The sequence below is a fragment of the Microbacterium sulfonylureivorans genome (assembly GCF_003999995.1).
Taxonomy (GTDB): Bacteria; Actinomycetota; Actinomycetes; order Actinomycetales; family Microbacteriaceae; genus Microbacterium; species Microbacterium sulfonylureivorans.
The window spans coordinates 1,157,752-1,178,846 of record NZ_RJAD01000001.1 but is presented as its reverse complement, the minus strand read 5'-3'; the positions used below and the strand labels follow the sequence as shown (position 1 = coordinate 1,178,846).

The window sequence follows — 21,095 nt, the reverse complement described above, 5'->3', positions numbered from 1 at the left end:
CCACCCGGTGCGTCCTAGCGGACGCCCTTCATCAGGCCCAGAACCGGCTTGACGGAGGCCAGCATCGCGATGCCGAGGAGGATCGCGATCGCGCCGAGGATCGAGAAGTAGGGCACCTCGTCGTCGGGGTCGTAGAACTGTGCGAGCCAGCCCGCGATCGCTGTGCCGAGGGCGACGGACAGGAAGAAGAGCGCGACCATCTGCGTGTGGAAGACGTTCGGCGCGAGCTTTGTCGTGACCGAGAGGCCGACGGGCGAGATCAGCAGCTCTGCGACGGTGAACACGAACAGGATGCCCACGATCGCGAGCAGCGGCGTCGAGTTGGGCCCGCCGTTGGCCCACGGCAGGAACAGCAGGAACGCGATGCCCATGATGATCACGCCGAGTCCGAACTTCACGGGCGTCGACGGCTGGCGCGATCCCAGCTTGGTCCACAGAGCGGCGAAGACGCCCGACAGGATGATGATGAAGATCGGGTTGATCGACTGCACGAACGGGACCGGCATCTCCCACCCGAAGATGTCGCGGTTCAGCTTCTTGTCGGAGTAGATCGTCAGCACCGTGAACTGCTGCTGGTAGAGCGACCAGAAGCCGACACTGACGATGAACAGCGGGATGAACCCGAACACCCGCGACCGCTCGATCGCCGAGATGTGCCGGCTGGCGAGGATCACCGCGAAGTACGCGATCGTGGCTCCCAGGGTGACCAGGATGACGACGCCCGCCAGGTTGTCGGCGCGGATGATGCCCGAGAGCACGAGCACGACGATCACCGCGATCGCCCCGAGGGCGACGCCGATCATCAGACCGCGGCGGTTGGCGGGCAGGGGATTGGGCACCTTCTTCGACTCGGCGGGCAGGTTGCGTCGGCCGAACGAATACTGCGTGAGGCCGATCGCCATCCCGATCGCGGCGAGCAGGAACCCGGCGTGGAAGCCCCAGGCGGCCTGGGCGGCTCCGGTCAGGATCGGGCCGAGCAGGGCGCCGAGGTTGATGCCGAGGTAGAAGAGCGAGAAGCCGGCGTCGCGCCGCGTGTCACCCGGCGAATAGAGCGTGCCCACCACCGACGTCGCATTGGCCTTGAGCCCCCCGGAGCCGACCGCGACGAGGACGAGCCCGACGCCGAGGCCCCAGAAACGGGGGATGAGCGCGAGCCCGACATGCCCCGCCATGATGACGATCGCGCTGAAGAACAGGACCCGCTCCGACCCGAGCAGGCGGTCGGCGACCCAGGCGCCGAGGATCGTCGACAGGTACACCGTGCCGCCGTACGCGCCGACGATTCCGGTGGCGACGGCCTCCGGCATCCCGAGCCCGCCCTCCGCCACGGAGTAGTACATGTAGAGGAGCAGGATGCCCTGCATGCCGTAGAAGCTGAACCGCTCCCACATCTCCACGAAGAAGATGTGCACGAGGTCCCACGGCTGCCCGAAGAAGCGGGTGTCGTTGTTCCCGCGTCCGGTCGTCGCGGCGGCGTCGGTGCCGCTGAGCTCCGCAGCGAGAGCGCCTGTCGCAGTTCCGGATGCCCCGGCCCCTGTCGCACCCTCCGGTGCGCCGACCGGCACCTGATCCGGCTCCCGCTCGTCGCGCTGATCCATGATGGCTCCTGTCGCCGCCCCCCGATGGATGACGTCAGGCTAGCGGGAGGTGCGCTCCCGCGTCAGCACCCGCTTCATTCCGGCAGGGACGGATGCCGCTCCCGCGGTGAGTGGTGCCGAGGGATGAACAGGGCGACGACCAGGGCGACGATCGCGGCCGCGCCGCCGAGGATCAGCGACAGCGTGAAGCCGGTCGTGGTGGGCACCGGGATGCCTTCGAAGTCGATCGCGTAGGTGGCCAGGACGGCGCCGATGACAGCGGCCGCGGTGCTGGTGCCGAGCGATCGGAAGAGCGCATTGAGGCCGTTCGATGCGCCTGTCTCGCTCTGCGGCACCGAGCGCATGATGAGCATCGGCATCGAGGCGTAGCCGAAGCCGATGCCCGCGCCGATGAGGATGTTCGCGACGAGGATGTGCCAGACCTCGGACGAGAAGAGCAGCGTGAAGCCGTACGCGGCGATCAGCGAGACGGCGCCCAGGAGGAGCAGCAGCTTCGGACCCGTCCGGGCGGCGATGCGCCCGGCGACGGGGGAGAGCACCATCATCACGAGCCCCGAGGGCATCACGATGAGGCTTGCGGCGAGGAGCGACAGCCCGAAGCCCGCACCGGTGGCGACCGGCAGCTCGAGCATCTGGGGGTAGACGACGTTCGAGGCGAACAGCGAGAAGCCCATCGCCACCGATGCGATGTTGGTCAGCAAGACGGCGGGACGCGCGGCGACGCGGAGATCGAGGAGCGGCTCGTCGATCCGCAGCTCGTACCATCCCCACACCAGCAGCACCACGAGCCCGCCGAGCCCGAAGGCGAGCACAGGCGGCGACCCCCAGCCCCATTCGTTTCCTCGCGAGATCGCGAGCAGCAGGCCGATCAGGCCCACCGCCAATCCGGCCGCGCCGACGTAGTCGAACCGGCCGGCGGTGCGCAGCACGCTCACCGGCACGATCCACAGGACCAGGCCGAACACGATGACGCCGAGGCCCGCGGCCATCCAGAACAGCACGTGCCAGTCGCTGCGCTCGGTGACGAGGGCGCTGATCGGCAGGCCGAGGGCGCCGCCGACGCCGAGGGTCGCGCTCATGAAGGCGATTGCGGAGTCCACTCGGTCCTCGTGCAGGACGTCGCGCATGATCGAGATGCCGAGGGGCACGACGCCGACGATCGCGCCCTGCAGCGTGCGCCCGACGATGATCCCGATGATCCCCGTCGACAGGGCCGCCACGATCGACCCGGCGATCATGACACCCACGAGCACGAGAAGGATCCGGCGCTTGCCGTACATGTCGCCGAGGCGTCCCGCGATCGGCGTGATCACGGCGGCCGCGAGCAGCGTAGAGGTCACCACCCAGGCGGTGTCCTCGCGGCTCGCGTCGAGGAGCTCGGGCAGCTTCGACTGGATCGGCACCATGAGCGTGAACATGAACGACGAGGCCAGTCCGGCGGTCGCGAGCACCGCCACGATGGCGCCCTGCCGAGGCATCCGGGTGAGTCGTCTTCTCGCGTCCTCATCCTTCGTGCCCATCCGACCAGGCTATCCGCGGTCCGACCGGCCCGGCTCGGGAGTACCGTGATTCGCATGCCCGACACCGCCGCCCCGCCCGGGATCGACATCCGCCCCCTCGACACCGTCGACGACGTCCACACCGCGTCCGAGGTGCTCGCCGAGGTGTGGGGCGGCGACCGGGGCGGAATGCCGCCGAATCTCCTCCGCGCGCTGGGGCACTCCGGCAACTACGCCGTGGGCCTGTACGACGGAGATCGGATGGTCGGGGCATCCGTCGCCTTCTTCGCCGCGCCCGCGGCGCGCTCGATGCACAGCCACATCACCGGCGTGCTGCCGCACCACCAGAGCAAGGGGCTCGGGCGCGTCCTCAAGCAGCACCAGCGGGAATGGGCGCTGGCCCGCGACGTCGGGCACATCACCTGGACGTTCGATCCGCTCGTCGCACGCAACGCCCACTTCAACCTGCGCACGCTCGGCACGCGCGTGACCGAGTACCTCGTGAACCACTACGGCGCGATGGACGACGGCATCAACCGCGGTGACGAGACCGACCGCATCATGGTGTCGTGGGCGCTCGCCGCTCCCCCCGTGCCCACACCCGGAGACGACCGGGTGGTCGCGTCCGTCGCCGTGCCTCACGACATCGAGGCCCTGCGCACGAGCGATCCGGCGGATGCCGCGGCCTGGCGCGCGCGCGTCCGCGACCAGATGGTCGGGCACCTCGCCGACGGCCTCGTGATCGGCGGGTTCGACGACCAGCGCGGGTACCTGCTCGTGCGGCCGGCGTGACGGCGCTGGCCCCCTCCTTCGCGCGGCGGCCAATCGCGGAGGTGCGTGGCTTTCGCGGAGGATTCCTGCCGAAAGCTCCGGCATGCGTGCCATCCTCCGCGCGAGCCGTGGTCGAGGCATCCGCTCGGTTCTAGGCTGACGGCCATGCCCGATTACCGCGCCCACTTCGACTTCGACATCCGCTTCGCCAACGGGGGAGGGCTGTCGGGCGCGGGATTCCGCCTCGATCTGCCGTCGGCGGAGCTGTCCGAGGCGGAGATCGGACGGCTGCTCGTCGCCCACCTCGGCCTCGCGCTCGTCGACGAGGTCGAGCTGCGCGGCGTCCGCGTGATCGAAGAGCCGCACCGCGGCAGCCGCGGTGTGGCGACGGATGCTCCGCCCCTCGTCGCGGGCGCGACCCGCGTCGTCGACCTGAGTCACCCGATCCGCGCCGGTCTCGTGACGTACCCGGGCCTGCCCGCCCCGACGATCACGCCGCATCTCACGCGGGAGGCCTCACGCGCGAAGTACGCGCCGGGCACCGAGTTCGCCATGGACATCCTCACGATGATCGGCAACACGGGCACGTACCTCGACAGCCCCTTCCACCGCTATGCCGCCGGTCCAGACCTCGCCGGGCTCGATCTCTCCACGCTCGTCGGCCTGCGCGCCGAGGTCTTCCACCTCGAGGACGCGTGGACGCCCGACCGCCGAGGCATCCGTCCGGAGACGCTCGCCGACCGCGACGTGCGAGGTTCCGCCGTGCTGCTCCACACGGGATGGGACCGGCTGTTCGGCACGGCCGAGTACGGCCGCGGCGCGCCGTTCCTCACGGGGGAGGGAGCGCAGTGGCTGATCGACGCGGGCGCCGCGCTGGTGGGCATCGACTCGCTCAACATCGACGACACAGAGTCCGGCGGCGAGCGTCCTGCGCATTCGCTCCTCCTCGCAGCGGGCGTGCACGTCGTCGAGCACCTGACGAACCTCGGTGCGCTGCCGCCGCGCGGGGCCCGGTTCACGGCCGCCCCGCCCGCGGTCGAGGGGTTCGGCACGTTCCCCGTACGCGCCTTCGCCGAGATTCCTTCCTGACAGAGGTATCTGGATGCCATGACCGTGCTCCTGGTCTGTGGAAACGCAGGCGAGGAGACGATCATGCGCGAACACATCGAGATCCTGATGGTGGGTCTGGCGGCGTCGCTGCGCCGTGAGAGCCGCCGGGCAGCCGTCCGGCGACTCGGACCCCGCCGCGCGCGGGGGACGTTCGTGCCGATCACTCCTGCCGCACCGGCGCCGATCATGTCGCACTGACCTCGTCGCGCGGGGCGTAGCCTGAGCGCATGCCCATCGCCTCGCCCGCGGCATCCGTCGCCCTCGAGGGGTTCGAGCTGAGGGTGCTGCACCTGCCGCTCGTCTCCCCGTTCACCACCTCGTTCGGCACCGAGACGGTGCGCGAGGTCATCGTCGTGCGGGCGCTCACCGACGGCCCGGATGGCTGGGGCGAGATCGTCACCGGAGCTGCGCCGCTCTACTCGAGCGAGTACACGCAGGGCGCGTGGGACGTCGCACTGCGCTTCCTCGCGCCGGCGCTCCTCGACCGCGGCCGGCTCGCGCCCGAAGAGGTCGCCGATGTGCTCCGGCCGTTCGTCGGGCATCGGATGGTCAAGGCGGGGCTCGAGCTCGCCGTCCTCGACGCCGCTCTGCGCGCAGAGGGACGCGCCCTGGGCGAGTACTTCGGCGCGGTGCACGACCGGGTTCCCAGCGGGGTGTCCGTCGGCATCCAGCGCGATCCCGCCGCGCTCGTCGACGCGGTGGGCGGCTACCTCGACGAGGGATACGTGCGGATCAAGATCAAGATCAAGCCCGGCCGGGATGTCGCCGACACGGCCGCGGTGCGCGATGCGTTCGGAGCGATCCCGCTGCAGGTCGACGCCAACTCCGCGTACACGCTGGCAGACGCCGACACTCTCGCCGAGCTCGACCGCTTCGACCTGCTGCTCATCGAGCAGCCGCTCCAGGAGGACGACCTCGTCGACCACGCGACGCTCGCCCGGCGCCTGCGCACGCCGGTGTGCCTCGACGAGTCGATCGTGTCGGTCAAGGCCGCCGCCGACGCCCTCGCACTGGGCTCGGCATCCATCATCAACATCAAGGCCGGGCGCGTCGGCGGCTACCTCGAGGCGGTCGCGATCCACGATCTGTGCCGGGATGCCGGCATCCCGGTGTGGTGCGGCGGCATGCTCGAGACCGGCATCGGCAGGGCCGCGAACGCGGCGCTCGCCGCGCTGCCGGGATTCACGCTGCCGGGCGACGTGTCGGCGTCGAGCCGCTTCTACACGCGCGACATCGTGACCGAGCCCGCCGTGCTCGAAGACGGGCACGTGCGCGTGCCGACCGGACACGGGCTGGGCGTCGACATCGACCCGATCGCCCTCGACGACGTCACCGTCGTCCGAGAGACGATCACCCGATGACCGTGGCGCGTGCGGGCATGCGTTCGGTCGCGGCGGTGGCCGCAGTGCTGCTCGCGCTGGCGCTCGCGGCGTGCGCCCCCGGCGCCGCGCCCCCTGGTGCGACGGAGGAGCCCGGCGATCTGCCCGCCGGCGTCACCGCCGAGTTCCAGCAGGGCCGGTCGGACGTCGCTGCGCGTCAGGCTCAGGTCGTCGTGACCAACGGCACCGACGAGACGCTCGTCATCGGCGGTGTCGAGGTGGAGGATGCGCGCTTCGACGGCCCCGCGGTCCGCGTCGAGGACCGCGACAGCACGATCGGCGCGGGGCGCACCGTCGGCATCCGCGTGCAGCTCCCCGCGGTCGCGTGCGACGACGACGACCCGCCCGCCGATGGCACGACGCTCACGCTCGAGTACACGCTCGAGGGTGCCTCGTCGTCGGCGACGGTGCCCATCGACGATCCGTTGGGATTCGTGGGTCCGCTGCATGAGCGCGACTGCCGGGCCGAGGCGGTGGCGGATGCGGCCCACGTGTCGTTCACCGACTTCGATCCGTCGCCGCCCGGCGAGCCGGCGGCGCTGATGCTCGGCGTCGCGCCCACCGGCCGCGCGGCGGTCCTGATCGCCGGCATTCAGACCACGAACCTGATCACCTTCGAGGACGGCACCGGTGCGACCATCGAGTCGCACCCGATCGGGCTGCAGGTCGAGGAGGGCGGGAACGGGCTCGTCGAGATCCAGCTCCCGATCGTGCCGCTGCGCTGCGACCCGCACGCCGTGCAGGAGGACAAGCGGGGCACGATCTTCGACGTCGAGGTGGAGATCGACGGCGAGCCGGGTGAGATCGAGCTGGCCGCGTCCGAGGACGTCCGCGGTCAGATCCTCACCTGGGTCGCGGACTGGTGCGGGTTCGGCGACTGACGACGGAAGGCGGACGATTGTCAACCCACTCGACCCCGGCCCCGGATGCCGCGACCCTGAGGACATGACCGGACTCGCAGTCATCCTCCTCATCGTCGGCATCGTGCTCCTGCTTCTCGGAGTGTTCATCGAGGCCGCGAAGTTCCTCCTGTGGATCGGCCTCGTCATCGTGATCATCGCGGTGATCGCCTGGCTGATGCGGTTCATCCGCCGCCAGACCTGACGTCGTCGGGGGGCCGGGGTTAGAGCCCGTGTCGATCGATCAGCCGCAGCAGGGTGGGCAGGCCGCGCGACGTCGCCGGAGTGCCCAGCGCGGCCTCGATGGTGGGCGTGCCGTTGCTCTGCCGATCGGCGTCGTTCTCGACGACCGCCCAGCCCGCTCCGTGCTCCACGACCGCGCAGCGTCGTCGCATCGCCTGCGCGCCGGCCGCGCGGTCGTCGGCGATGAGCGTGTCGACGTCGAAGAGCGTGAGCTCCCGGCGGGTGAAGGACGAGGCATCCGCATGCCGCTCGACCACCTGCGCGACGAACGTCAGCGGGCGCACGAAGACGACGGTGTCGATGCCGCAGTCGAGGGCGAGATGGCCGCGAGCCGATTCGGCGACGGCGTCGGGATCGACCGCGGTGAACAGCACGGTGCCGTTGCTCTGAAAGGGCCGGACGTCGTGCGCTCCCGCACGCTCGAATGCCGCGACGATGTCGTGCGTGGCGGGCTGCCCGCGCTGGCCCTGATTGACGTTCCGCAGAAACGCGACACTGTCCATGGCACGAGTCTGGACCGAAGAGCCGACCCGTCGCGACCGAGCACGTATGGAGAAGCGCGACGCTCCCGCGGCTCGTAGCGTCGACGTCATGCGAACCATCGACTCCGTCACCATCCTGACCGACGATCCGGCGGCTTCCGACCGCTTCCACGAGGCCGCGTTCGGCCTCGGCTCTCGAGTGCGCTCCAGGGAAGCGGATGCCGAGGCCGCCGGATTCCGCGGCTTCACCCTCTCCGCGATCGTCGCCCAGCCGGCCGACGTCCACGCCCTCTACGAGGATGCGCTCGCCGCCGGCGCGACCTCGCTCAAGCCCGTCGAGAAGTCCCTGTGGGGCGTCGGCGGAGTGGTGCAGGCGCCGGACGGCACCATCTGGCAGATAGCCACGTCTGCCAAGCAGGACATCGGGCCCGCCATGAAGTCGATCGAGAGCGTCGTGCTGCTCCTCGGTGTCGACGATGTCGTGGAGAGCCGGAAGTCGTACGTCGAGCGCGGCGCGGTCGTGGCGAAGAGCTTCGGCCGCGCGTACGCCGAGTTCGACATGCCCGGGAGCCCGATCACGCTGGGGCTGAACCGCCGGAAGGCGCTGGCCAAGGTCGCCGGGGTCGCGCCGGAGGGCTCGGGATCGCACCGCGTCGAGATCAACGCCGCGGCGGAGTCGTTCACCGACCGCGACGGCTTCGTGTGGGCGCAGGCCGTGGCCTGACCCCGGGCTGCATCGACCGGCCGACACGAGATCGGGCCGACCCCCGAGGAGGGCGGGTCGGCCCGATCGGCGATCGAGACCTGTCGATCAGGCCCGTCGGCGACGCACCGCGAAGAGCGCCGCGCCTGCGGCGATCAGCAGCGTTCCGAGAAGCGTCGGCAGGAGCGGGGCCGTGCCGCCGGTCGGCGGCAGCCCCGTCCCCGTGTCGACGGTGATCACCACCGGGTCGGACGGGACGCTCACGTTGCCTGCGGGATCGGTCGCCGTCGCGGTGATCTCGTGCTCGCCGTCGGGCAGCGGGGTCGTCGGGGTCAGCGTCCAGTTGCCGTCCGCGTCGGTGGTCGTCGTGCCGATGGGCCGCCCGTCCACGCTCACCTCCACCTCTGATCCCGGCTCCGCCGTTCCCGTGATCGGCGGAGCCGGATCGGTGACGGTCGTCCCGTCCCCGGGGCTCGTGATCACGGGCGGCTGCGGGGCCACCGCGTCGATCGTGAACGCGACCGTGTTGGACTCCAGACTGACGTTGGACGCGGCATCCGTCGCCGTCGCAGTCGCCCGGTGCAGGCCCTCGGAGAGCGGAGTCGTCGGAACCAGCGTCCACGAGCCGATGGCCGCAGCGAAGGTCGTCGGTCCGTCTGCGATCATCGACGCCACCGCCGGACCCGCGATCGTCGTGCCGATGACGACCCCGTCGACCATGACCGTCACGGTCGCGCCGGCCTCGGCGGTGCCGACGATCGGCGGGGTCGTGTCGCTCGTCACCGATCCGTCGGGCGGGCTGGTGATCACGGGCGGGGTGGGCGCCGTGGTGTCGATCGTGAAGACGACCTCCTCGGACGCGGGGCCCACGTTGCCGAGCGCGTCGGTGGCGGTCGCCGTGACGGTGTGCTCCCCCTCGGCGAGCGGAGTCGGGGGCGTGAGCGTCCAGCTGCCTGTGCCGTCGGCGGGCGTCGTGCCCACCACGGCACCGTCGATCGAGACGGTCACGGTCGAGCCGGGCTCGGCGGTGCCGACGATCGGCGGAGTGGTGTCGGCCGTGCTCGAGCCGTCCGCCGGACTCGTGATGACCGGCGCGGCCGGCGCGATCGAGTCGACCGTGAACGCGACGATGTTCGAGACCGGACCGGTGTTGCCGGCGCCGTCGGTCGCGGTGGCGGACGCCGTGTGCGGACCCTGCGCGAGCGGTGTCGGCGGCGTGAACGTCCAGTCGCCCGAGCCGTCGGCATCGGCCGTGCCGACAGGAGCGCCGTCGATGCTCACGTTGACGGTGGCGTTCGCTTCGGCGGTGCCGACGATCGGCGGCGTGGAGTCGTTCGTGGTCGAGCCGTCGGCGGGAGCGGTGATCACCGGGGCCGCGGGCGCGGTGAGATCGATCGTGAAGGTCACGGTGTTGGACTCCGGGCCGGTGCTGCCGGCCGCGTCTGTCGCGGTGGCGGATGCCGTGTGGGCGCCCTCCGCGAGCGGGGCCGTCGGCGTGAGCGTCCACGAGCCCGTGCCGCTCGCCGTCGTCGTGCCGACCGGGGCGCCGTCGATGCTGACGTTGACGGTGGCGTTCGCTTCCGCGGTGCCGACGATGTCGGGCGTGGTGTCGTTCGTCCGCGATCCGTCGGCGGGCGCCGTGATGACCGGCGCGAGCGGAGCGGCCGTGTCGACCGTGAAGGTGACGGGGACGGCGCCGTCGCTGACGTTGCCCGCGGCGTCCTCGGCCGTCGCGGTGACGGTGTGGGCGCCGTCGTCGAGCGGGGTCGACGGGGTGATGCTCCACGCGCCGGCGCCGTCGACCGGCACCGTGCCGACCAGGGCACCGTCGATGTAGACGGTGACCTCCGTGTTCGCTTCGGCGATGCCGACGATGGGCGGGGTCGGGTCGCTGGTCACCTCGTCCTGGACGGGGCTCGTGATGACCGGCGGGGCCGGGGTTGCCGTGTCGACCGTGAACGTCACGGGGGTCGAGTCGAGGCTGGTGTTGCCGGTCTCGTCCGTCGCGGTCGCCAGCGCGGTGTGCGGTCCTTCGGCGAGAGGCGTCGTGAGCGGGAGCGTCCACGCTCCCGCGCCGTCGGCTGCCGTCGTGCCGACCGAGGCGCCGTCGATGAAGACCTCGACCGTGGCGTTCGCCTCGGAGCTGCCGACGATGTCAGGCGTCGCGTCGTCGACCGTCGAGCCATCCGCCGGCGCCGTGATGATCGGGGCCGCCGGCGCCCCGGTGTCGACGGTGAAGGCCACCGTGTTGGAGTTCCCGCTCGTGTTGCCCGCGGCGTCGGTCGCGGTCGCGACGGCGGTGTGCTCACCGTCGCCGAGCGGGGTGGTGGGTGTGAAGGTCCAGGCCCCGGTGCCGTCGGCCGTCGTCGTGCCGACCGACGCGCCGTCGATGAACACCTCGACCGTCGAGTCCGCCTCGGCCGTGCCGACGATGTCGGGTGTGGTGTCGTTCGTCGTCGATCCGTCGGCGGGCGCGGTGATCACCGGAGCCGGGGGCGCGGTCGCGTCGACGACGAAGTTGACGGGGACGGACGGCGCGGACGGCGTGCCTGCCACCGTCTGGATCGCTGTCGCGACGTGAGGACCCTCCGCGAGGGGGACCGACGTGAGGTTCCAGTTGCCGGTGCCGTCCGCTGCCACGCCGCCGACCGAGGCGCCGTCGACCAGCACGGTGACGAACGCGTTCGGGTCGGACGTGCCGGAGATGACCGGCGTGGAGTCCGTCGTGGCGCCCTCGGCCGGGACAAGGATGACGGGCGGCGCCGGCGGGCAGTCGATGCCGCCGGTCGGGGCGGTCGCCGAGGCGCTCAGCGGCAGGACGTCGACCGACACCTCGGCGACGGGAGGCAGCGGGAAGACGCCGAGCACCGACACGTCGATCGTGAGCAGCGACGAGGTCGCCGCCGCCGACGTCGCGGTCGTCGAGACGGTGGGGTCGTTGAGGGTGATCGTGACATCCGCGACGAGCGGGATGCTGACCACGGCGGTGGGGTTTCCCGGGTCGAGGATCACCGGCCCGCCCGGGGTGTTCACCGTCACCGCCGACGGCGCGTAGTCGACGGTGCCGGCGGACGTCCCCGTCGCGGTCGCCGTGAGGGTGGTCTCACCGTCCACATCGACGGTGATGGCGCCGCCGAGGAGGCTCAGGCTCTCGATGGTGCCAGTCGCGACGGACTGCACACCGTGGTTCAGCCCGACGTTCTGCACGAGGCTCGTCTCACCCTGCGACTCGGAGACACCGAGGTCCAGCACGCCCCCGCCGAGCAGGGGCAGCAGCGACAGCCCGGCCGTCTGGGTCGAGGCGAGCGACAGCGCGCCGTCGGTGACGCAGGCGGTGTCGACGTCCCAGTGCGCTTCATTGGTCGTGGTCAGCGCTCCGATGTCGAGGAGACCGGGAGCGCTGAGCGCGGCGAGTGAGCCGGTCTCGGGCCCGCCGGCGTCCGGCGGCGCGGTCTGGTCGTTGCTCGCGACCGTCAGACCGAGGCCGGCGACATCGGCCGAGATGTTGCTCGACACCGAGTTGGCCCGGGGCGTCTGAGCCGACCCTGCGGAGGCGTCGCTGACCGCGACGCCCAGACCGGCGAGCTGGAGACCGACGGCGTCGGTCGTGAGCGAGACGACCTCGCCTCCTGCGGACCCGTCCCACGGGTCGGTCGGCGGCGCGGCCGCCGCCGGGGAGGCCCCCACGGCTCCGATCGCGATGATGAGTGCTGCTGTCGTCGCGACAACGAATGGACGCTTCATTGACTCCCCCTCGGCCATGGCACATGCCACCCCCGGGGGAACGGTATACCCGTTCAGGAGAGCGCTCCATAGGCTCTTCGGGGGACGGCGGGGACTGAGATTCAGCCCCGTCGACGCCCCCGTGTCCACCGTTCGGGGGACACTCGGATCCCGGTGCTCCCGCCGTAGGCTGGCCGCATGACTGAGAGCATCCCGACGCCCCCTCCGGCCGGCGCCGGCGCGTCGCCCCGGGCCTCAGGGCGTGGGGCGCCGGCCGCTCCGCAGGATCCGGCCGCCTCTCGCGGCATCTCGCGGCGCACGCAGTCCGACATCTACCGCGCCGGGATCAGCGGTGCCAAGCCGCGAGTCCCGGTCGATCCCGATCGCCTCGAGAACGCCGCCCGCAGGGCGCTCAGCGCCGAGGCCTTCGCCTACATCGCGGGTGGCGCGGGCGCGGAGCGCACGATGCGCGCGAACACGGAGGCCTTCGCCCGCCATCAGATCTGGCCGCGTCCCCTGCGCGACGTCTCGACGCGCGACCTCTCGATCGACTTCCTCGGCCGGCGCCGCCCGACCCCGCTCCTGCTCGCACCGCTCGGGGTGATGGAGATGGCTCACGACGAGGCCGACCTCGCCGTCGCGCGGGCCGCGGCATCCCTCGGCGTCCCCTACACGCTCAGCAATCAGGCCTCGTTCGCCATGGAGGAGGTGCGGGATGCCGCACCCGACGGCGCGCGGCTCTTCCAGCTGTACTGGTCGGCCGACGACGAGCTCAACGCGTCGCTGCTGCGGCGGGCCGAGGCATCAGGGTGCGAAGCCGTCGTCGTGACGCTGGACACACACCTGCTCGGCTGGCGGACGCGCGATCTCGACCTGGCGTACCTCCCCTTCACGCGCGGCATGGGGATCGCCCAGTACACATCCGATCCCGTCTTCCAGCAGCTCGTCCGCGACCGCGTGCGCAGAGGACCGGATGCCACGGCCCCGCCGGCCGCGCCCGTCAGGCTCACGCCGAAGACCGTCGCCGCAGGCGTGAGGATCGCCCGCAAGGGGGCGCCCCTCACGGGCGCGGGTCTGCGCGAGAACCTGCGCTCGCCGCTGCCCCGAGCCGCGGTCGAGACATTCCTCGACGTCTTCTCGACGCCGGCCCTCACGTGGGGCGATCTCGCGAAGGCGAGGCAGTGGACGAGCCTTCCCCTCCTGCTGAAGGGCATCGTGCACCCGGAGGATGCCTCGCGCGCGCTCGACGCGGGTGCCGACGGCGTGTGGATCTCCAACCACGGCGGGCGCCAGATCGACCAGTCCGTTCCGACGCTCGACGCGCTGCCCGCGGTCGTCGATCGCGTGGACGGGCGGGTGCCGGTGGTCTTCGACTCGGGCGTGCGACAGGGTTCGGATGCCTTCATCGCCCTCGCCCTCGGTGCGACGGCCGTCGCCCTCGGCCGGCCCTACGCGTACGGGCTCGGCATCGCCGGGGAGGCGGGTGTGCGCGAGGTCGTGCGCAACGTCCTGGCCGAGCTCGACATCACTCTCGGGCTGTCCGGCCACACCTCGTTCGCCGAGGTCGGGCGAGACGCGCTGCGAGGCGCCTGAGACCGCCGTTCGGGGGACAGCCCCCGTGCGCCGAGCGGATGCCTCGCCCTAGGCTGATGCGGTGACCACGCCTCCGCCGTACCCGCCGGCCTCCCCGTACGCCGCCGCGCAGCCGATGAACCCGTCCGACGAGAAGATGTGGGCGACGCTCGTCAACGTCGGCGGACTGTTCTTCAACTTCCTCCCCGCCCTGATCGGCTACATCGTTCTGAAGGATCGCGGACCGTTCGTGCGGGCGCACACGGCGACGGCGCTGAACTTCCAGCTCACGCTGCTGATCGCCTACCTGGTGGGCGGCGTCCTCAGCATCGTGTTCATCGGGTTCTTCATCATCTTCGCCGCGTACATCCTCAACATCGTGCTGTGCATCGTCGCGGCCGTGAAGTCGAACCGCGGCGAGTGGTACCAGTACCCGATGGCGATCAGGTTCGTCTCCTGACGGAATCGCCGTGAGCGCACCGGCGGGCCGCCCGGGGACTCGTCCACAAAGTCGCTCCGCCGCACTGCGATGTTGCGGCGGCGAGCCTTAGGCTGGCCCCATGCCAGCCCGACCTCGGCGGGTGCCCGCCGACTCCTCGCCCTTCCTCCCCGTGCGCTCACGGGCGCGTGCCCGGCGCGCCGTCTTCGGTGCGGGCGTCCTCGCCGTCGCCATCGTGCTGAGCGCGTGCACGGGCGACGGCACCGAGGGGGGCGACTTCGGTGACGGCGACTTCGCCGACGACGGCTGCACCAGCGTCGTCGTCGCGACATCCTCCGAGAAGGTCAACATGCTCGACGCGCTGGCGGACGCGTTCAAGGAGTCGCCCGAGCACGACGCGCTCGACGAGTGCGCCACGGTGCGCCCGATCAACGTCTCGTCGGGCGATGCGACGCGGTTCCTCACCTCCGGGCAGGACTGGCCCGACGACGACACGCGCCGCTGGCCGACCATGTGGTCCCCGGCTTCGACGGTGTGGACCGAGCGGGTGGCGGCCGCGGCATTCCCCGCCCTCGTCGGCGAGCCCGAGTCGTTCACCCACACGCCCGTCGTGTTCGGCGTGCCTGAGACGATGGCCAAAGCGCTGGGGTACCCGGGCAGCGAGATCGGCATCACCGACTTCGAGCGTCTGTGCCAGGATCCCGAGGGCTGGGGCAGCGTGGGCAAGGACCTCTGGGGATCGTTCAAGATCTCGAAGACGAACCCCAACACGTCGACCACCGGACTCTCGGCGATCCTGATGCAGTCGTACGAGGCGGCAGGCAAGACAGAGGGCCTCACCGCCGCCGACGTCGCCGCGGCCGCGGACTTCTCGCGTGTGTTCGAGGAGTGCGTCATCCACTACGGCGACACCACGGGCAAGGTGCTGACCACTCTCTACGACGAGACGCAGAACGGTGCGGGCGGGTCGGGATACGTCTCGGCGGTCGCTCTCGAGGAGACCTCGCTCCTCAACTACAACCAGGGCAACCCCGACTCGCACACGGTGCAGCCCGGCGAGACGCTGACGCCCCCGAAGGAGAAGCTCGTCGCGGTGTATCCGGCGGGCGGCTCGATGTGGTCCGACAACCCCATCACCGTCCTCGGCGCCGACTGGGTCACCGACGTGCAGGCCGAGGCGGGCGCCGCGTTCGCGGCTTTCGTGCAGACGGCCGCGGCTCAGGAGATCCTCCCCGAGTACGGCTTCCGGCCGCTCGACGAGTCCGTCCCGCTGGGCGACCTGTTCACGGCCGAGTACGGCGTCGACCCCGCCGGGCCCGCGGTGACGCTGCCCCGCCCCGAGGTCGATGTGGTGTCGGCCGCGATCGACCAGTGGACGCAGATCCGCAAGCCCTCGTCGGTGCTCGAGGTCATCGACATCTCGGGCTCGATGGACGAGCCGATCGGCGACGGCCGGTCGAAGCTCGACGGAGCGATCGAAGGCGCCCAGGCGACGCTCGGCCACTTCCGCTCGACCGACGAGGTCGGGGTGTGGGCTTTCACGACCGGCGTCGAGTCCGAGGCGGGCGAGAACCTCGTCGTGCTGCGCGACGTCACCCCGCTGGCGTCCGACCGCGAGTCCGTGGAGTCCTCGCTCGACGATCTGCGCTTCGCGACCCGTGAAGGCACGCCCCTGTACGACGCGATCGCGGTCGCGTACGACGAGATGACGGCGCGCGCCGAGCCCGGTCGGATCAACGCGATCGTCGTGCTCTCGGACGGGCAGGACACCGACTCGAGCATCTCCCTCGACTCCCTCGTCGCCAAGATCGGCAAGGCATCCCGCGAGGGCGGCGACGACGCTCCCGTGCGGATCTTCCCGATCGCGTACGGCGAGGGCGCCGACACCGGCGCGCTGCAGCGCATCGCCGAGGCCACCGGCGGCCAGTGGTTCGACGCGTCGGATCCCGCGAAGATCGACCTCGTCTTCGCGTCGGTCATCAACAACTTCTAGGCCACGGAACGACGGATGCGCACCGCGATGGACGGACAGAGCTACGTCGACGACGCCGTCGAGGCGCTCGGCACGGACGGCGTGTACGTGTCGTCCGAGGTGCCCGGCGCCGCGGCGCTCCACGACCAGCTCGCCGCCGAGATCGGCGACGCCTCGATCGGCGTGGCGGTGTTCTCCGACAACGCCGGGCTCGAGGCATCCGGATCCGAGATCCTCTCCGAGCTCGCCGGCGCGCACCCGGAGTACGACACGATCGTCATCGCGGTGGGCGACGACCTCTCGGCCGGATCGAACGTGCTCGAGCGGGGCGAGGCGCTGCGGATCGCGAACGAGGCGGAGGCGTCGGCCGCCGACGTCGACGCCGCGCTCACCGAGACGATCCAAGGCGTGATCGCCGTCACGCCCGAGGCGCCCGCACCCAGCTCGGGTGATGCGGGTCCGTTCATCGGCATCGCGCTCGGCGTCGCCGTGCTCGCCGCGGCCGGGGCCGTGGTCTTCGGGGTCGTGCGGTCGCGCCGGCGCTCGCGTCCCGTCGTGGGCCGTCATCAGCTCCCCGACCTCGTGCGCACCCATGTCAACACGCTGCAGGCGCTGGTGCCCGAGTACGACCGCGCGGGTGCCGGGGGGATCGCCGGTGCGAGCGAGTTCGCCCGGCACGTCCAGACGATCGCGAGCAACACCACCGAGCTGTTCGCCCGCCTCGACCGCAAGGGGGAGGAGGGCCAGCGCGCGACCGCCGCCGTCGAGTACGGCGAGACGCTGCGCAAGCTGACGGGCGCGCTCGACCGGGACTACCTGCTCGACATCCTCACCCATCCCGACCTGTGGGACGACCCCGCCGAGCGCGTCGACGAGGTGCGCACCGCCGTGTCGGCGTTCTCCGTCGAGCTGGTCGAGAACATCAAGCAGGTCAACGCCCGCCGGGGGCTGCACTTCCAGGTCTCCCTCGACGGACTCATCGGCCGGCGCAAGGAGCTGCGGGAGTGGGACCGCGAGTTCGACCAGGCGTCGGACGACACCGGTCCTACACCCACCTCCGCGCCGCGCGACTGATCGCGCGGACGAGGCCGGGCGACGTCAGCGCCCGATGACCCCCGAGCGGCGCAGCTCGTCGATCTGCAGCGCCGACCACGGGCTGAAGACCATCGGCGCGGCGGTCGCCGCGGCACAGAAGCGCCTCACAGAGGAGCGGCGGTTCGACCGCCCCCGGCTGGCTAAACTTGACGGATGCCGCGTTCCGCGGCCCCGCGATTCCGCACTTCTCCCTCCCGACCATTGGAGCCACCGTGGCCGAGCAGTCCCGCCTCGACAAAGTCATCGCCCTCGCCCGCCACCGCGGGTTCGTCTTCCAGGCGGGCGAGATCTACGGCGGATCCCGTTCGGCGTGGGACTACGGTCCCCTCGGAACCGAGCTCAAGGAGAACATCCGCCGCCAGTGGTGGCAGACGTTCGTCCGCGGCCGCGGCGACATGGTCGGCCTCGACTCGTCGATCATCCTGCCCAAGCGCGTGTGGGAGGCATCCGGACACGTCGCGACCTTCACCGACCCGCTGGTCGAGTGCCTCCACTGTCACAAGCGCTTCCGCGCCGACAACCTGATCGAGGACTTCGAGGCGCGCAAGGGCCGCCCGGCCGAGAACGGTCTCGCCGACGTTCCCTGTCCCAACTGCGGCAACAAGGGCCAGTACACCGAGCCGAAGGCGTTCTCCGGCCTGGTGAAGACGTATCTCGGCGTCGTCGACGACGAGTCGGGCCTGCACTACCTGCGCCCCGAGACCGCCCAGGGCATCTTCGTGAACTTCTCGAACGTCCTCACCGCGTCGCGCAAGAAGCCGCCGTTCGGCATCGGCCAGGTCGGCAAGGCGTTCCGCAACGAGATCACGCCCGGCAACTTCATCTTCCGCACGCGCGAGTTCGAGCAGATGGAGATCGAGTTCTTCACCCCTCCGGCCGACGCCGACGAGTGGTTCAAGGCGTGGGTCGAGGACTGCTGGAACTGGTTCACCGACCTCGGCATCGACCCCGGCAACATGCGGCGCTACGACGTGCCCGAAGACGACCGCGCGCACTACTCGGCCGGCACGATCGACGTCGAGTACCGCTTCGGCTTCCCGGGCAAGGAGTGGGGCGAGCTCATGGGCGTCGCCAACCGCACCGACTACGACCTCTCCAGTCACACCGGGGCGTCTGGCCAGAGCCTCACCTACTTCGACCAGGCGTCGGGCGAGAAGTACACCCCGTACGTCATCGAGCCGTCTTTCGGTCTCACGCGCGCCATGATGGCGTTCCTCGTCGACGCGTACCACGAGGAGGAGGCGCCGAACGCGAAGGGCGGCACCGACACCCGCACGGTCCTCAAGCTCGACCCGCGTCTGGCGCCGGTCAAGGCGGCGATCCTCCCGCTGTCGCGCAACGAGCAGCTGTCGCCGATCGCCCGCGAGGTGGCCGAAGACCTGCGTGGCGAGTGGAACATCGACTTCGACGACGCCGGCGCCATCGGCCGCCGTTACCGTCGCCAGGACGAGATCGGCACGCCGTTCTGCGTCACGGTCGACTTCGACTCGCTCGACGACCGCGCCGTCACCGTGCGCGACCGCGACACGATGGGCCAGGAGCGCGTGCCGCTCGACGGCCTGCACGCGTATCTGGGGGAGCGTCTCCAGGGCGCCTAGCCCCCCGCGGATCCCGCCGAGCGTCCACGAACGACCGATCGCCCGGGCGCTTGTCGTGATTCGTGCACCCTCGGCGGTCGGTGCGCGGCCGGGCGGGCCTAGCCTGGCTGGATGGCCATGAACTATCGCGGCACGACCGCGCTCATCACCGGTGCGAGCGCCGGGCTCGGCGTCGAGTTCGCGTCGCAGTTCGCCGCGCGGGGGGCCGACGTCGTGCTCGTCGCGCGCCGCGAGGACCGGCTCCGTGACCTCGCCGGGCGCCTCGCCCGCGAGCACAGCGTCACCGCGACGCCGATCCCGCTCGACCTGGCGACGCCGGACGCGGCGACGCGGCTGCGCGAGGAGCTCGAGGGACGGGGCATCCGGATCCAGACGCTGGTCAACAACGCGGGCTTCGGCATGCGTGGTGCGCTCGTCGACGCGGATGCCGCGCGCACGGCCGAGATGGTGCAGGTCAACGTCGCGACGCTGACGGCGCTCACGCGCGAGTTCCTGCCCGACCTCGTCGCCGCCGGCACCGGCGCGCTCGTGGGCGTCGCGAGCACGGCCGCATATCAGCCGTGCCCGAACATGGCCGTCTACGGAGCGACGAAGGCGTTCGTGCTGAGCCTCACCGAGGCGATCGCGTACGAGACACGCGGGTCGGGGCTGCGCGTGCTTGCTGTGAGCCCGGGGGCGACGCGCACCGAGTTCTTCGAGGTGGTCGGCACGTGGGATGCCTCGGTCGGCCGATTCGAGACGTCCGAGCAGGTCGTGACCAGGGCGCTGCGCGAACTCGATCGGCCGAACGGGCGGGCGAGCTTCGTCTCGGGCCGGCTCAACGCGGTGGCGTCGACGCTCGCCCGGCTGATGCCCCGCCGGCTGACGCTCGCGGCGAGCGGACGCGTCCTGCAATAGCCCTGGCGAGAGGTCGCGAACGGCGAGTTCCGCGCCGGCGGCGCGGTGATTCGTGCACGCTCGCCCGACGCTCAGTCGGTGACGGTGTATGTCGCGGTGCCGGTGTCGCCGTCGAGCACGCGCCGGTAGTCCTCGGCGATCATTCCACGGAGCACGTCGGCGTCGACCGCCTCGAGATCCTTGAGGTACAGGCATCCGGCGCCGGTGTCGTGCGGTCCGAGCCGGGCGAGCTCGTCCGCGTGCGCGCCGGTGTCGAGCAGGTAGACCGTGGTCGCCTGGCGGCGAGGGGCGAACGCGGCGATGGGCACGTCGCCCTCGGTTCCGGTCGGGTAGCGGTAATGGCACGAGCCGAAGCCGATGATCGTGCCCCACAGCTCCGGCTCGCGGCCGGTGATCTCCCGCATGAGAGCGACCATGGTCGAGGCATCCCGCTGCCGCTTCGCCGGCGTGACCCCTGCGATGAACGCGGCCACGCTGCCGCCGGTCTTCTGCATCAGACGCCTCCGCCCCCGGACTTCGCCGCGGCCTTCATGGCCCGCTTGTGCTCGCGCACCAGCGTGAGCGACTCCGGCGAGACGATGTCGGCGACGCTGCGGTGCGATCCTTCTTCGCCATAGGGAGCGGATGCCTCGCGCCACCCCGCGCCGTCGTACCCGTACTGCTTGCCGAGGAGCGCGAGGAAGATCTTCGCCTTCTGCTCGCCGAAGCCCGGCAGCGCCTTGAGCCGGGCGAGGACCGTCGGGCCGTCGGGGTCGCCGTCCGTCCAGATCGCCGAGGCGTCGCCGTGCCAGTCCTGCGCGATGCCGGCGCACAGCGACTGCACGCGACCCGCCATCGATCCGGGGAACCGATGCACGGCGGGTGTCGCCTTGAAGAGCTCGGCGAACGCCTCGGGATCGAAGGTCGCGAGCGCGGCGGCGTCGAGGGTGCCGGCGCGCTCCGAGATCTTGAGCGGACCGGCGAACGCCGTCTCCATCGCCACCTGCTGGTCGAGCAGCATGCCGATGAGGAGCGCGAGGGGGTCGTCGGTGAGCAGGCGGTCGGCGGTGTCGTCGCCCGTGATGTGGAGGCTCATGTGGCCAGTCTCGCACCCGCCCGTTTCGCGGCGCGACCCC

General features: G+C 71.2%; 19 protein-coding genes. 13 read left to right on the top strand and 6 right to left on the bottom strand.

Features of this window, described 5'->3' with window-relative positions; all coding sequences use genetic code 11:
- Positions 1-14: 14 nt before the first annotated feature.
- Positions 15-1,598 carry a peptide MFS transporter gene (locus EER34_RS05155; RefSeq protein WP_127473457.1) on the bottom strand — a complete coding sequence of 528 codons (1,584 nt, stop codon included), beginning with the start codon at positions 1,596-1,598 and terminating at the stop codon, positions 15-17.
- 74 nt (positions 1,599-1,672) lie between these two features.
- On the bottom strand, positions 1,673-3,076 hold the full coding sequence (locus EER34_RS05150) for an MFS transporter (RefSeq protein WP_127474300.1): 1,404 nt from the start codon (positions 3,074-3,076) through the stop codon (positions 1,673-1,675).
- A gap of 96 nt (positions 3,077-3,172) precedes the next feature.
- Between EER34_RS05150 and EER34_RS05145 the strand changes: the two genes are divergently transcribed.
- The 6 genes from EER34_RS05145 (at position 3,173) to EER34_RS17420 (ending at position 7,461) form a co-directional block, all read left to right on the top strand.
- A complete protein-coding gene (locus tag EER34_RS05145) occupies positions 3,173-3,889 on the top strand; it encodes a GNAT family N-acetyltransferase (RefSeq protein WP_127473456.1) in 717 nt (238 codons plus the stop codon).
- A 144-nt stretch (positions 3,890-4,033) separates the two neighbouring features.
- A complete protein-coding gene (locus tag EER34_RS05140; protein ID WP_127473455.1) occupies positions 4,034-4,957 on the top strand; it encodes a cyclase family protein in 924 nt (307 codons plus the stop codon).
- Positions 4,958-5,020: 63 nt separating this feature from the next.
- Positions 5,021-5,176 (top strand): hypothetical protein, encoded by a 156-nt coding sequence (locus EER34_RS17425; protein ID WP_164743454.1) that lies wholly within the window; start codon positions 5,021-5,023, stop codon positions 5,174-5,176.
- Between the two features lie 29 nt (positions 5,177-5,205).
- Positions 5,206-6,339: an o-succinylbenzoate synthase gene (gene menC, locus EER34_RS05135; protein ID WP_127473454.1), complete on the top strand. Its 1,134-nt coding sequence runs from the start codon at positions 5,206-5,208 to the stop codon at positions 6,337-6,339.
- Positions 6,336-7,238: a hypothetical protein gene (locus tag EER34_RS05130; protein ID WP_240642133.1), complete on the top strand. Its 903-nt coding sequence runs from the start codon at positions 6,336-6,338 to the stop codon at positions 7,236-7,238. The genes menC and EER34_RS05130 overlap by 4 nt, the downstream gene beginning before the upstream one ends.
- Positions 7,239-7,302: 64 nt before the next feature.
- A complete protein-coding gene (locus tag EER34_RS17420) occupies positions 7,303-7,461 on the top strand; it encodes a hypothetical protein (protein ID WP_164743453.1) in 159 nt (52 codons plus the stop codon).
- A 19-nt stretch (positions 7,462-7,480) separates the two neighbouring features.
- Here the strand turns inward: EER34_RS17420 and EER34_RS05125 are convergent, their stop codons facing one another.
- Positions 7,481-8,002 carry a DUF1697 domain-containing protein gene (locus tag EER34_RS05125; protein WP_164743452.1) on the bottom strand — a complete coding sequence of 174 codons (522 nt, stop codon included), beginning with the start codon at positions 8,000-8,002 and terminating at the stop codon, positions 7,481-7,483.
- Positions 8,003-8,090: 88 nt separating this feature from the next.
- On the opposite strand from EER34_RS05125, the gene EER34_RS05120 reads away from it, so the two are divergent.
- Positions 8,091-8,705 carry a VOC family protein gene (locus EER34_RS05120; protein ID WP_127473452.1) on the top strand — a complete coding sequence of 205 codons (615 nt, stop codon included), beginning with the start codon at positions 8,091-8,093 and terminating at the stop codon, positions 8,703-8,705.
- Positions 8,706-8,792: 87 nt separating this feature from the next.
- Here the strand turns inward: EER34_RS05120 and EER34_RS05115 are convergent, their stop codons facing one another.
- Entirely contained in the window at positions 8,793-12,428 is a 3,636-nt protein-coding gene (locus tag EER34_RS05115; RefSeq protein WP_127473451.1) for an Ig-like domain-containing protein, read from the bottom strand.
- Positions 12,429-12,605: 177 nt separating this feature from the next.
- Between EER34_RS05115 and EER34_RS05110 the strand changes: the two genes are divergently transcribed.
- The 6 genes from EER34_RS05110 (at position 12,606) to EER34_RS05085 (ending at position 19,980) form a co-directional block, all read left to right on the top strand.
- Positions 12,606-14,000, top strand: a complete 1,395-nt coding sequence (locus EER34_RS05110) for an alpha-hydroxy-acid oxidizing protein (protein WP_127473450.1) — start codon at positions 12,606-12,608, stop codon at positions 13,998-14,000.
- A gap of 115 nt (positions 14,001-14,115) precedes the next feature.
- Positions 14,116-14,439 (top strand): DUF4870 domain-containing protein, encoded by a 324-nt coding sequence (locus tag EER34_RS05105; RefSeq protein ID WP_127474298.1) that lies wholly within the window; start codon positions 14,116-14,118, stop codon positions 14,437-14,439.
- Between the two features lie 100 nt (positions 14,440-14,539).
- Positions 14,540-16,411 carry a vWA domain-containing protein gene (locus EER34_RS05100; RefSeq protein ID WP_240642131.1) on the top strand — a complete coding sequence of 624 codons (1,872 nt, stop codon included), beginning with the start codon at positions 14,540-14,542 and terminating at the stop codon, positions 16,409-16,411.
- Positions 16,412-16,426: 15 nt separating this feature from the next.
- Positions 16,427-17,464: a hypothetical protein gene (locus tag EER34_RS05095; RefSeq protein WP_127473449.1), complete on the top strand. Its 1,038-nt coding sequence runs from the start codon at positions 16,427-16,429 to the stop codon at positions 17,462-17,464.
- 233 nt (positions 17,465-17,697) lie between these two features.
- Positions 17,698-19,083 (top strand): glycine--tRNA ligase, encoded by a 1,386-nt coding sequence (locus EER34_RS05090; RefSeq protein ID WP_127473448.1) that lies wholly within the window; start codon positions 17,698-17,700, stop codon positions 19,081-19,083.
- 111 nt (positions 19,084-19,194) lie between these two features.
- On the top strand, positions 19,195-19,980 hold the full coding sequence (locus EER34_RS05085; RefSeq protein WP_127473447.1) for an SDR family NAD(P)-dependent oxidoreductase: 786 nt from the start codon (positions 19,195-19,197) through the stop codon (positions 19,978-19,980).
- A gap of 71 nt (positions 19,981-20,051) precedes the next feature.
- On the opposite strand, the gene EER34_RS05080 is transcribed toward EER34_RS05085, so the two are convergent.
- Positions 20,052-20,474 carry a DUF1801 domain-containing protein gene (locus EER34_RS05080; protein WP_127473446.1) on the bottom strand — a complete coding sequence of 141 codons (423 nt, stop codon included), beginning with the start codon at positions 20,472-20,474 and terminating at the stop codon, positions 20,052-20,054.
- Positions 20,474-21,055 carry an HhH-GPD-type base excision DNA repair protein gene (locus EER34_RS05075; protein ID WP_127473445.1) on the bottom strand — a complete coding sequence of 194 codons (582 nt, stop codon included), beginning with the start codon at positions 21,053-21,055 and terminating at the stop codon, positions 20,474-20,476. Before EER34_RS05075 ends, EER34_RS05080 begins: the two co-directional genes overlap by 1 nt.
- Positions 21,056-21,095: the final 40 nt, after the last annotated feature.